The sequence below is a fragment of the Rhizobium sp. P1_E1 genome (genome assembly GCF_056406015.1).
The window spans coordinates 1-12,210 of the sequence record NZ_JBFUAY010000142.1 but is presented as its reverse complement, the minus strand read 5'-3'; the positions used below and the strand labels follow the sequence as shown (position 1 = coordinate 12,210).

10 protein-coding genes and 2 pseudogenes are annotated in these 12,210 nt (G+C 56.3%); 4 read left to right on the top strand and 8 right to left on the bottom strand.

Going from position 1 to position 12,210, the window contains the following annotated elements; all coding sequences use genetic code 11:
- Positions 1 to 398: pseudogene (gene rapA2, locus AC1D1Z_RS28350) on the top strand (calcium-binding lectin RapA2); the annotation flags it as partial.
- Between the two features lie 210 nt (positions 399 to 608).
- On the opposite strand, the gene AC1D1Z_RS28345 reads toward rapA2, so the two are convergent.
- The 5 genes from AC1D1Z_RS28345 to AC1D1Z_RS28325 form a co-directional block, all read right to left on the bottom strand.
- Positions 609 to 1,313, bottom strand: a complete 705-nt coding sequence (locus AC1D1Z_RS28345) for a hypothetical protein (protein WP_130652904.1) — start codon at positions 1,311 to 1,313, stop codon at positions 609 to 611.
- Positions 1,313 to 3,589: a polysaccharide biosynthesis tyrosine autokinase gene (locus AC1D1Z_RS28340; protein WP_047618818.1), complete on the bottom strand. Its 2,277-nt coding sequence runs from the start codon at positions 3,587 to 3,589 to the stop codon at positions 1,313 to 1,315. The genes AC1D1Z_RS28345 and AC1D1Z_RS28340 overlap by 1 nt, the downstream gene beginning before the upstream one ends.
- A gap of 54 nt (positions 3,590 to 3,643) precedes the next feature.
- Complete coding sequence (locus tag AC1D1Z_RS28335; RefSeq protein ID WP_130652905.1) at positions 3,644 to 4,300, bottom strand: sugar transporter; 657 nt, start codon at positions 4,298 to 4,300, stop codon at positions 3,644 to 3,646.
- 74 nt (positions 4,301 to 4,374) lie between these two features.
- Positions 4,375 to 5,586: a polysaccharide biosynthesis/export family protein gene (locus tag AC1D1Z_RS28330; RefSeq protein WP_130653560.1), complete on the bottom strand. Its 1,212-nt coding sequence runs from the start codon at positions 5,584 to 5,586 to the stop codon at positions 4,375 to 4,377.
- Between the two features lie 310 nt (positions 5,587 to 5,896).
- Entirely contained in the window at positions 5,897 to 7,300 is a 1,404-nt protein-coding gene (locus AC1D1Z_RS28325; protein ID WP_130652906.1) for an O-antigen ligase family protein, read from the bottom strand.
- A 309-nt stretch (positions 7,301 to 7,609) separates the two neighbouring features.
- Here AC1D1Z_RS28325 and AC1D1Z_RS28320 point away from each other — a divergent pair, with 309 nt between their 5' ends.
- Both AC1D1Z_RS28320 and AC1D1Z_RS28315 read left to right on the top strand, forming a co-directional pair.
- Positions 7,610 to 8,209, top strand: a complete 600-nt coding sequence (locus AC1D1Z_RS28320) for a transglutaminase-like cysteine peptidase (protein WP_018446822.1) — start codon at positions 7,610 to 7,612, stop codon at positions 8,207 to 8,209.
- Between the two features lie 268 nt (positions 8,210 to 8,477).
- Positions 8,478 to 9,806 carry a UDP-glucose dehydrogenase family protein gene (locus tag AC1D1Z_RS28315; RefSeq protein WP_113544224.1) on the top strand — a complete coding sequence of 443 codons (1,329 nt, stop codon included), beginning with the start codon at positions 8,478 to 8,480 and terminating at the stop codon, positions 9,804 to 9,806.
- A 164-nt stretch (positions 9,807 to 9,970) separates the two neighbouring features.
- Here AC1D1Z_RS28315 and AC1D1Z_RS28310 read toward each other — a convergent pair whose 3' ends face one another.
- Together AC1D1Z_RS28310 and AC1D1Z_RS28305 are read right to left on the bottom strand one after the other, a co-directional pair.
- A complete protein-coding gene (locus AC1D1Z_RS28310; RefSeq protein WP_018243224.1) occupies positions 9,971 to 10,762 on the bottom strand; it encodes a metallophosphoesterase family protein in 792 nt (263 codons plus the stop codon).
- Positions 10,763 to 11,062 (bottom strand): annotated as a pseudogene (locus tag AC1D1Z_RS28305) (TolC family protein); the annotation flags it as partial. It abuts the gene before it with no gap.
- Between the two features lie 402 nt (positions 11,063 to 11,464).
- On the opposite strand from AC1D1Z_RS28305, the gene AC1D1Z_RS28300 reads away from it, so the two are divergent.
- Entirely contained in the window at positions 11,465 to 11,707 is a 243-nt protein-coding gene (locus AC1D1Z_RS28300; protein ID WP_477852275.1) for a KTSC domain-containing protein, read from the top strand.
- A 101-nt stretch (positions 11,708 to 11,808) separates the two neighbouring features.
- Here AC1D1Z_RS28300 and AC1D1Z_RS28295 read toward each other — a convergent pair.
- On the bottom strand, positions 11,809 to 12,210 hold a 402-nt coding region (locus AC1D1Z_RS28295), incomplete at its 5' end, for an alpha/beta hydrolase (protein ID WP_477852273.1).

Below are 12,210 nucleotides of genomic sequence, written 5' to 3'. Positions count from 1 at the left end.
GTCATACCGATGTCGGCCTGTTCACCCTGAACATCCAGGGCGTAACCCAGGTCAAGCCGATCGCGGTCGACGATCACTACAGCTTCACCGAGGGCGACGCCATCGGCGGCAACGCCTTGGACAACGACATTGCCGGCGACAATGGTCATCTCTTCCTCCGACAGTTCGCCAACACGGCCGTAAACGGCGATCCAAGCGCAACGACCGACGTCGCCGGCACGTATGGCACGTTCCATGTCAAAGCGGATGGAACATTCACCTATGATCTGGCAGTAGATGTTGCTCCGGGCGATCACGTCACGGAAACTATCCAGTTCTACAAGATCTCCGACGGCGAAGGCCACACCGATGTCGGCGTTCTGACACTCAACATCACTGGCGCGGACGCAGACGTCTGATCATTCAATAACCAACTAAAAAGCAACGCCCGCCGAGCAGATGGCGGGCGTTTTACAAGTCGAGCCGCGTCACGAGAATGAGCAGTCGGCAACCATTTACACCGCTTCGAGCTTTCAGCAATGTTCGGAACGACCACCCCGGAACAGCACGAATTATATGCAGTCCGGTGCCGTTGGGCTTGGAACTGTCCAAAAGCCTGCTTTGTTGATTTACTTGCTGCAACGCTGCCGGAACCGCGCCGTCGCGGAATCTCCAACGCTCGTCCAGGCTTGATCGAAGATTGGACGAAGCTGTGGGCTGATCTCTTTTATCGTGGCATTCACCCTGCAACGATCGCCCAGTTTCAGCATCGTCGTAAGATCGCTGTCGAGCGCGTTCCTTGCCGCCGCAAGTGTTGCATCCGTAAAATCGTTCCAGAAGTAAAACCGCGTCAGGATCATCACCTGGTCGTAGGGCGCAAGCACAACCGAGCGCTTCATCATTCCTGCAACCGCAGCCGGCTCCTCCGCAATTATCGACTGCACGGCCGCAAGGCGAAGCCAAAAATTACTGTTCGTCGGCATGCACGAAAGCGCATACCGCAGATACTGGCGCGCACTCGACGCCGCAGCGGCCCAGGTGTCGTAGTTGACATTGACATTCTGCCGATCGAGTTGCGCCAGAACGAGGGTTACGACAGCAGCCACAATGTCGGATCGGCAATAATGACCGTCAACAACGTCGACACTACGCGACGCGTATTTGGCCACGACATCGTCCGCGACTGTCTCTCCACGCTCGATCCTTTCGGCGACGATCGAGATGCTGGCCGTTCTTATCGAAGCGTATAGCTCTCGACCGGCCAGCACCAAAAAGACGAGGGTGACAATAATGAAAGCGATCCTGGTAACCGAAACGAACTGACCTCGGAACATCAGCTTTCGGTATAGTATCGCGAATAACGCTTATAATAATACTCGCTCGAACCGAATGTCCGGTAAAGTTTCATCTGCGACGGGTCGACCTTGGTCAATATAGTACCGACGCATTTCGCATAGAGTTCCGGTTCGGACAGCAGTGTCGACTGCACGACCTTGCGCGATGTCTTTCCCCACTCGATAACGAAAACGACCGCATCGAGCTTCGAATTGATGGCGCGCGCATCCACAACCGGCGCCAAGGGCGGCAGGTCGACGATAATATAATCGAAGCTTTGACGCGCCGTTTGAAGAAGCTGATCCATGCCGCGTGACGCAAGCAACTCCGACGAATGCGGAACACGATACCGTGCCACCGTCGGCAAAAATGCGAGTTTTGTTTTGGGATCGAGAAGGATCAAATCCTTGAGCGGACGGCTGTCGACGATCGCCTCGAGCAACCCGGCCTCGGCATGGCGGCCGATCGCCCGGGTGGCACCAGGATTGCGCATGTCGCCGTCGATAAGCAGGCAACGCGCACCCTGCATTGCCAGGAGTTTGGCAAAATTGATGGAGGTCGTCGACTTCCCTTCGCCGGGCAAGCTCGACACGACGCCGATGACCTTGCAGCGCTGATCGGCAGCACTGAGGTCGATGGCAATCTTGGCGCTTCGAAGCGTCTCGGCAAATGCCGAGAGCGGATGCTCCTCGACATAGGTCGTGGTCTTCCCGCCCCTGGCGATGCTTCGTGGATTGCTGGGATCAACGAGCGTCGGATCGTCGACGTTATTTTCAATCAGCGGCATGACACCGAGAGACTCGACATCAAGCACGTCCCGGACATCATCGCCGGTGCGGAAGAACCGATCCCGGAATTCGCGGAAGGCCGCTATACCACTTCCAAATGCACATCCCATGAACATCGCGAAAGCAACGACGAGAGCTCTCTTCGGAGCGCTCGGCTTCGTCGGCGTCTCCGCCGTCGTGATGATTCGCGCAGCGGTGATCGGAAAGCTCTGCTGTTGAATTGCTTCCTGATAACGCGTTAAGAAGCTCTGATAGAGATTCTTATAGGTATCGCGCGTGCGCTCGAGTTCGCGAAGCTGCACCTGGGTTTCGCCAGCCATTGCGGCTACGCCCGTCGCCTGTGTAACGCTGTCGCGCAAAGAGTTTTCCCGCGATTTCGCGACCTGCAGCTCGCTTTGGTAGCTCTCGGCGATACGGTTCAACTCATCGAACATGAGCCTCTTATATTCTTCCATTTCCGCACGAAGCCGAACCGCCTGGACGTGATCGGGACCGAGCCGCGCCTCAATTTCAGTTTCGAGCTTGGAAGCCTCCAGATACTTCTTGCGCAGGTCGTTCGAAATGGAGCTGTCGAGCACATCGGTGACGATCGCATCGGTCTGCTTAGCGTCGATGATCGACTTGACGCGCGCATATTTTGCCTCGGCCTTCGCAGTCTCGGCCTGCGCATTGATCAATTGGGTATTGATCTCGGAAAGCTGCTGATCGCTAATCAGCGTACCGGATCCAGCCTCGACAAGTCCATGCTCGCTGCGGAATTTTTGCACGGCGAGGTCAGTGTCCAGCGCCTGCTGCCGGAGCTCTTCGATACGCTCCTGTAGCCACTCGCCGGCCCGACGTGTCGCCTCGTATTTCGAATTGAGCTTGTCAACCAGATAGACGTCGGCGATGGCAGCTGCGATATCACGCGCTAGATCCGGTGACTGCGAGGTAAAGCTGACATCGAGAACATAGGATTTGCCAACGCGTTCGACATCGATGTTGCCTGCAACAGTCTCCGCAGCACTCCGCCGCCTCATTTCCGGATCGGGTGCGACGGCTGCGTCATCGGCAAACCACGACCGAAAATTCACGAAGGATTTCAGCGTTGAGACAGAAAAAAGCGAGCTTTTCGGTCCCATGAACTCCGCATTGTCGACGAGTTTCAGCTTGTCGACGACGGCATAGGCGATGGTGTCGGACTTCAAAAGCTCGACCTGACTGAGGACAGTACCTTCGTCATCGTCCATCTGGCCGAAAGCCGCCAGCTGGTTGATCACCTGGCTATCGCTGCGGTCGATCAGCACGCTTGTGTCGGCGGTGTAGACGGGCACCGAGGTCAGGACATACACAATGCCCAGAATGGCGAAGGCGAAACCGCACGCCGCAACCATCCGCCACTGTCGGCGGGCGATTGCGATGAGCTTGTCGAAATCGATGAAGTCAGCTTCGTTTCCCGTATCGCGGGAGGGGTCGATACGTGGCGTAAGTTTATCTGGCGATAGCAATTTCGATCTCCAACAAATGCGTCAAGCGCTAAGATCTAAGGGCAATTCCAGCTATTATATGACCGGGATACTAACACTAGTCGATTCCGCCGAGTCAGACGATTGCCCTGCCCCAGCATTCGAAACCTTCAGCGTACCGGCGGTTGTCTCGCTGCCCTCAAAAGGCGTACCGTCGTCCGCTCCCGGCCCCGTCCGGCCAATCGACCCATTATTGCCGATGCCGGATGCGGCGGCTGCAGCACTTCCACCCGGGCCGAGCGCCGCCGTTCCGCCTTCGGCGAGAACCTTCGCAAAGGCGGCAAGGAGCGGCGCAAGATTCGGATCCGCGCTCGCCGCCTCGGCGACGGCTTTTTCAATGGCCAGCTTGAATAGCGGATCCGTTACCTGGCAGCTGTTTGCAGCCCGCCCAAGACCGGAACCGATAGCAGCCATCTGCGCGGCATCGGCTTTCCTGGCCTGCTCGATCACCGGCGACAGCGCCTCATTGCTGCTCCCAACCAGCGCGCGGACGCTCGATGACAAAACCAGCGGATCGGACATATCAAGCAGAACGGCGGGGTTGGCCGTAAATCCACTGATATCGATGGAAGTCAGATTTGAAAGCCTCACGCAAGCTGCCGCGAAAGCGCTTGAATTCATGCCGGTAAACATCGCGACGACAATTCCGCTATACGCAAGCTTACGATAAACACCAGACCTTGCCATAACCATAGTCCTTCATCAAATCCGCTATATAGGCCGCCGTCATTGATCATTCGAGATCGATGACGGCCCGCCTATTTCAATCAATTTCCAAGATCGTTTACCGCGTTACGGGTATCATTCGCATCGTCGGCCACACCGGAAACAGTGGACGATACCGAGTTTACGATGTCAAGGAACTTGACCAATTCAACAGAGTCCGAATTGGAAATATAGATAATATCCTTGTCTTCCATCTTGAATTGCTGAACAGCAAACAGGGTTGCGGGATCGCGAAGATTCGCGCGGATGATCACCGGAACCGTTTCACCCGTAAATCTCGTCGCGTCCACGTGCATCGCTGCAACCGTTTTCTTGGGGACAAGGCGATAGAGCAGGACCTGAGCCGGATCAGCGCGATCATCGCGCAGGCCGCCCGCCTTGGCGATTGCCTCTCCAAGGGTCAGGTCGGATTCTTCGAAATCGAAGCGGCCACTTGTGCCTGCGGCGCCGAGCATAAGATAGGTACGGCGCTCATGATCGATCGAGATCGTATCATCCGGTGCGACGTAGATATTTTCGGCCGGGTTCTTTAAGAGCGTATTGTAGGCGACGGTAGCCGTCTTGCCGCGGCGCTGCAGCGTCACATTCGTTTCGATATTGTTGGTCGTCAAACCGCCCGCAGCGGAAATGACATCGAGAACACGCTCACCGGCCGGGCTGATCTCGACGCGCTGGGGATTGTTGACATCCCCGAGCACGGCAACCTGACTGGAGCGACTTGTCGTCGTCGTAATAACCACCTGCGGCTCGATCGCCCGGCTCGCCAGGCGATCCTCGACGTCCTGTTCCACGGTCTCCTTGAGGCGACCGGCAGCCGGAACCCGACCCGCATAGGGAATTGTGATCGTCCCGTTTCTATCGATCGTCTGGCTCGGCAAAGAGATGTAATTACCCGGTCGGCTACCGGCATCGGACGGAATGAAAAGACCGCCGGACTGAGCTTCGAAGATGGCGACCTCAACGACATCCCCGTAACCGAGCGGAATTTCAGGCGCCCCGCCTCGACCACCGCCAAACCCCTTGAAGGAGGTCGGCTGGGGAGCGGAAAAATACGGCAGAACGTTCTTGCTGAGATCAATCAGGGCGTAATCGATACCGACGCGACGCTCCTTCGTTGTCACTTTCACTGCTGCATCCCGATCAACATCTTTGTGATCAGGACCAGATCTTGGCAACGATGTGCAGCTTGCCAATATAGTCGTTAGCGCTACAACAATGGCGACGCGTGTACTACCGATACGAGAACAACCCATAGAATACCCTGTGTTGACGCCTCTGAAGCTACTGCTCCGCAATCTGACAAAATACAAGACGATCCCCGATCAATAACACTGAAAGCCGATTAACATTCCCCTAACTGTGGCAGGCTGGCAACGGCGAGCCCTTTAGGAAGCGAAAAACGACTTCGGTCCGACTTTTCTGGCGTCGCAACAATCCGAAGGCTGCACCCGCTATAAAATTTCTTGGGTTTCAGAGTCAACTGTTCGCACCTGCACAATCGATCTTTTCCGAAAATCTTATTAAAATCCATCCATTWAAACTTTAAGTGGTTAACGGCTGCTCTTATGCCATGCCCAACTCTCCGTTGCTGCGCCCGAGACTTATCGCGACAACCGCACTGAGGAAGGCGGCGTAAAACACCGCAAATCCCGGTATCTGCAGCGAAAAATCGACCGCCGCATGAAGGGCGACCAAAACCGTCGCCGCCAGGCCAAGAAGGACATAGGGCCTCAGACGCCGTCTTTGGGCGAACCCGCGCCAGAACACCCTGGCAAGCACCGAGAAGGTAAGGACCGCCGCAATCGGGAACATTATTCCGAGGCCCAGAAATCCTTCGAGATAGAAATTGTGCGCACGGTCGAAGATCCCGAAAATTCCGCAGGCCGGATCGCGGTAGGCAGAAAATACCGTCCGAAAAGTTCCGAGCCCCGTCCCCGTCCACCAATGATCCGATATGGCGCGCCATATGCCCGGCAGGATGCAGAAACGATCATCATCCTCGAGCCGCCGCTCTTGCGCGCGCAAAATCGCCTGGCCTGCAAACATCGTCAGTAACACTACGATGAAAGCAATCGCCGAGAGGAGCTTCAGCATCGAACGCCATCTTGGCGCCGGTCTCAAATGACGCCTCGAGCCGTTCCAATTGATGACAAGCCATGGAAAATAGATGAGAGCGGCAACAAAGGTCGCAAATATCCCGGCGCGAGAGCGGCTCAGCATCAGTGCGGTGAAGCATGCGCATAAGAGCAGGATATAGATCCACGATCTCAAGAGAAGCGCGTTTCGGCCCGGCTCGCCGGGCGGATAGTTCGAATAGGCACGGGCAACGTCCCTGACCAGGGTTAGCATGAGCAGCGTTCCAAGCCCGAGGAAGGTCGCTGCGGTATTACGGTTGACGAAGACCGCGGTGAGGCTGTCGAGGTAGGCGTGTTTCTCGACGACGATCAGGATGTTGGGAAACAGCAAAAACTGCAGCAGGCCGAAAGTAGCGATGATGCCCGCCGAAAGCCCGAGGCCGGCAAGCACTTTCCTCGCGCGCTGATCGGTATCGCATAAGAGGAGCCCGGTCAGGAACGTGACGAAAGGCAGAGCGACCCAGAGGATCGACGCGAACGTGTCGGCCGGTTCGACGGAGATCGCTGCGTAATTGACACCCGCTAGGTGACGCGCGGCATCCCAAGCGGGATTTGCCAGCCACCGCGAAGGCAGTTCGATCGTCTGAATAAACGTCCATCCTGTCAAAACGATCAATAGAAACAGAGCGATGCCGAACACCCATCTGCTCTGTCTCGGCTCTCCGAACAGCAGTCCCGAGATAATGGCGAGAGCAAACATTCCGATCGCCGCGAAGGCGAAAGCCAGGGGTGTAACACTCCCGAACGGTATGAGCGTCAATATAACGAGGCCGATGAAGGCGAAAAGCAAAACCTCTCGCAAGACCCGCCTATTAATGAGGTGGGAGAACATGTGAATTAATTTACCAGAGTAGGCAGCGACCAAAGCAATTACAACCGAAGAGTTTAATTTACTCGTACAAACATAAGTTGAACATCAAGCACCTGCGTGCTAAAGTGTAACAGAATTCCACATCGTTTAAAATTGTCGCGATAGGTTTAAGCCAATCGAGACAAGGCCCGGCTATGCTCCTTCCAAGCAGCAGAAACGGGACAGATATTCTGCGCCCAATACTTGGCAGATCATCAGATCGCCATGCCATTGACCGAGAAAAAAGGCAAGCCTGATCTCAATCGGTTGCCCTGAACGGGGATTTAACAGATGAAGAAAACATTCGTTACACTTCTGGCGCTGGCCTTTACAGCAGGCAATGCCTGCTCGGCATTTGCCGCCGGTCCCGCAGGTTTCGCCCGCGGCCTGAACGGTAGTTCGGCGGTCAGCTATATCTCCGAAAAAGGCAAGATCATCCCACCCTTCGCCCAGGTATTGTTCTGCGCCCAGAACCCGGCCGAATGCCGTGACAACAATGGGCTCTCGGTCGTTGCGCTCACCGACGAGCAGATGTTGCAGCTGAAAAATGTGAACAGCACGGTCAATCGGACGATGATCGGACGCAACGACTCCAGCAGCGAACTGAACGGCGACGTCTGGAAGGTGAATGTGCGCAGCGGCGACTGCGAAGATTTCGCATTGACCAAACGCAGCCGGCTGATTGCGATGGGCTGGTCGTCGCGCGCGTTGCGGATCGCGACGGCATATACGCCCTCCGGTGAAGGACATGCGGTCCTCGTCGTCAGAACCGACAGGGGCGATCTCGTCCTCGACAACAGGAAAAGCAGCATCAAGAACTGGCGCGATACCGATCTGCGCTGGGACAAGATCCAATCGGGAACAGACCCCTATGTCTGGTACCGGCTATAACAGCCGAGGCAGCGACATAGACAGATTGATCCTGTTTCCGGATTGAAGTCGAGCCTGCTCTGACGAGCCGCTCGACTTGTCATATCGCCCACACAAACCTATGTTTTGGCTATCGACGGGGCAGCGTGCGGCAAGCTGCGGTGCCCGGAGTTCGATTTCCGATGTGGGTTTCAGGCGATCTTCGGTATTGTCTTTTCGTCCAGATTAACTATGACGAACTCATGCTGCGACGCAGCATGACGTTCTACTCTAATGATTTGAGGGAAATATGCGCATCACGATGATTGGATCAGGCTATGTCGGCCTCGTTTCAGGCGTTTGCTTTGCGGATTTCGGCCACGACGTCATCTGCGTCGACAAGGATCTGAGTAAGATCGAAGCCCTTCGCGAAGGCCGCATTCCGATCTACGAGCCGGGTCTGGAGCAATTGGTCGCTGAAAACACCAGCACCGGCCGGCTGTCATTTTCGACGGATGTCGGCGAAAGTGTCCGCAGCGCTGATGTCGTGTTCATCGCCGTCGGCACGCCCTCCAGGCGCGGCGACGGCCACGCGGATCTCTCCTATGTCTACGCCGCTGCGCGCGAGATTGCCACCTATGTGGAAGGCTTCACCGTTATCGTCACCAAGTCGACGGTACCGGTCGGCACGGGAGACGAAGTCGAGCGCATCATGCGCGAAACCAATCCCACGGCGGATGTCGCCGTCGTTTCCAATCCCGAATTCCTGCGCGAAGGCGCCGCCATCGAGGATTTCAAGCGTCCTGACCGTATCGTCGTCGGGCTGAACGACGACCGGGCACGCGAAACCATGACCGAGGTCTATCGCCCGCTTTACCTCAACCAGGCACCCCTGGTCTTCACCACCCGCCGCACCTCGGAACTGATCAAATATGCGGCCAACGCTTTCCTCGCGATGAAGATCACCTTCATCAACGAGATCGCCGATCTCTGCGAACGGGTCGACGCAAACGTTCAGGACGTTTCGCGCGGCATCGGTCTCGATGGCCGTATCGGCTCCAAGTTCCTGCATGCCGGGCCGGGTTACGGCGGCTCGTGCTTCCCCAAAGATACGCTAGCTCTTGCCAAGACGGCGCAGGATTACGATGCGCCGATGCGTCTCATCGAGACGACGATCTCGATCAATGACAACCGCAAGCGGGCGATGGGACGCAAAGTCATTTCGGCCGTCGGCGGAGACATTCGCGGCAAGAAGATCGCAATCCTCGGGCTGACCTTCAAGCCGAACACCGATGACATGCGCGACAGCCCGGCAATCGCGGTCATCCAGACCCTGCAGGACAACGGCGCGCAAGTGGTCGGCTACGACCCCGAGGGCATGGAAAACGCCCGCAAGGTGATCGAGAACATCGAATATGCAAGCGGACCCTACGAAGCAGCCGCTGGTGCGGATGCGCTTGTCATCGTCACCGAATGGAACCAGTTCCGCGCGCTCGATTTCAACCGCCTGAAGCAGTCGATGCGCGCTCCGATCCTGGTCGATCTGCGCAATATCTACCGCAGCGACGAGGTCCGCAAGTACGGGTTTACCTATACTGGCATCGGCACCAATCTCTATCACGATGTGACCAACACCTGAAATAGCCTGCTGAACATCTGATCTTCCTGACGCCGCGGAACACAATCCGCGGCGTTTGGTTTTACAGCACCGTCATCTTTCAGACGCGCAAAGGACGCTCTAACTCTTTCAATCCTCGCATCCTGCCCCCGAAAATCGATTCCGATTTTTGGGAAGCAGGATCGCTAGAGGATCCCGACCCGTGTTCCCTTTATCGTCAGCACGGTCAGCCGGCCCGTCGCCGAAACCGCAGTGTCGATACCGATGCGTTGCGGCCCGAATGTCGGTGTTCGCGCCGGGGTATGCCCGTGGATCACGAGGACAGGAAGCTGCGGTCCTTCATCCAGGAAGGGCTGACGGATCCACATGAGGTCGCTGTCTTTCTGCTTTTTGAGGTCGATGCCCGGCTTGATGCCCGCATGAACAAAGAGGACCCTTCCTATCCGCAGCATGATCGGCAGCGATTCGAGGAATTGGATATGCCGTTCGGGTATCATGTTGCGAATGACGCGGGCAATTGTTTCGTTTCCAGCCGCCGACTGCAGCAGATGCTCGATATCGATACCGTATGAGTGCAGCGTCTCCGGTCCGGCAAAGCCGAGCCATTCGAGAATGCGCGCCGGTTTGCGATAGAGCTTCACCAGCTCCGCGTCGTGATTGCCGCACAGGACGAAACGTTGAAATCCCGGCGGCGGGGTCTTGCTCAGGAACTCCAGCACCGCGCTCGAATCAGGCCCGCGATCGACATAATCGCCGAGCATGACGATGAGTTTCGGTCCCGGAATGCGCGCGGCATCCTCCTCGATGCGGCGTTGCGCCTTGACGAGCTCATTATAACATCCGTGAACATCGCTCATCGCGTAGACCGCAGCGAATTCGCCTTCGGCAAACGTCAACCGAGCGCGTCCTTTGCGGTTGCCAGCCAGTATCGGTATCTGTTGTCGCCACGGCCCTAGATAGTTAAACATGTAACCCATTTATGAGACCCGACCGAATGGCGGGTTGTCTGAAATAATCCATCTCTTATCCATCGCTGCAACGGCATGAGGCTCAGTATTCATAAGAAGTTGGCCTGATCGCGGCCCCACCGAAGTTGTAACCGGAACCACCACATTGAGCGCGACATAGTTCTTCGCCATATGCTGCGCCGCTTGCGCCAAGTTCGCCTGGCCGGTCGCCACCGAACGCTGCACATCAAGCAAGGATGATTGTCCATCCTTGTAGCTCCCGATTGAAAGCGCAAGAGTCTCCTGCGTGGTCTTCACCTGAGCGCGCAGCCGTCCGCCATCGAAAATCGGCAGGTGGGCCCGAACCACCAGGTGGTCAGGCCCGCTCACGCAACTCGCCAACGATAGTAAAGCGACTGTCGCGAGAAACGGCAATTTGTATTCATTCATACTTGGGAGGGTGCTGCGGTTAATATTATGCTATAGTTTGCTATTTAATGGTTAATCCGGCGTTAAAACGGCGATTATTGCGTTTCTCGCGACATTATCGGCTAATATTCCCCAAATGGAGGAGCCGCAGGTATCGGATTTCCACAGGCAAGGCGTCCGAAAAGCTGTGAAAATCAACTATAACGAGAGCCATTACGAAAAAATGAACGTTAAAGAAGATCATGCTTGACGCCCCCGCGGCGCAGCATAATGATGGCGCGTTGCGAGTGTGAATGACATTTCTTGATCAGGAATCTCAGATCCAAAACTGCGGGGTGCAAAGTGGAAACTGCGGTTGATTCGAAACTTATCGAGGCGATCACCTACGACGAAGACAGCCGGCATCTACGGGTCTATCTGACCAACGGTCAGAGGCRAGAATATGAAGGCGTTCCCAAGGGCGTCGTCGTCGGGTTGACGATGGCGGAATCACCGGGAAATTTCTACATGAAGGCAATCAGGGGCAAATATCCTCCTCGCCCCTAATGTCCTATCGATCACGATGATAGGATCCTTGTTTCAGCAAAGATGCGGGACCGGCATTTCCGGTCCCGCAATCGTTTTCCCGCCGAGCGGCGGTGCACGCGTCAATAACCGCCGAGGAAATCGCGAACCGCATCGATCTCGAGCGGCGCAATCTCGTGACCGCCGGGATGCCAGACCGTTCTGACCTCCGCCCCTCGGTTTTTCAGGTGTTCGGACAGCGCCTCGGTCATGGAAACAGGCGCGATCGGGTCTCGCTGCCCGGCCGTCATCAGCACCTTTCTTCCCGCCAGCGTCGACTGGGCTTCGGGTTGAAACGGAATGAGCGGGTGCATCAGAACCGCGGCATCGAAGATACCCTTCTCGATCAGCACATTGGCAAGAATGTTTGCGCCATTCGAAAAACCCAGGCCGAGAATATCGGAAGCCTGGTACTCGTCCGCGAATGCCTTGACGTAGGCCGCCATCTTCTCCGTCGCCCGGGAAAGGTCGGCCATGTCGTAGAC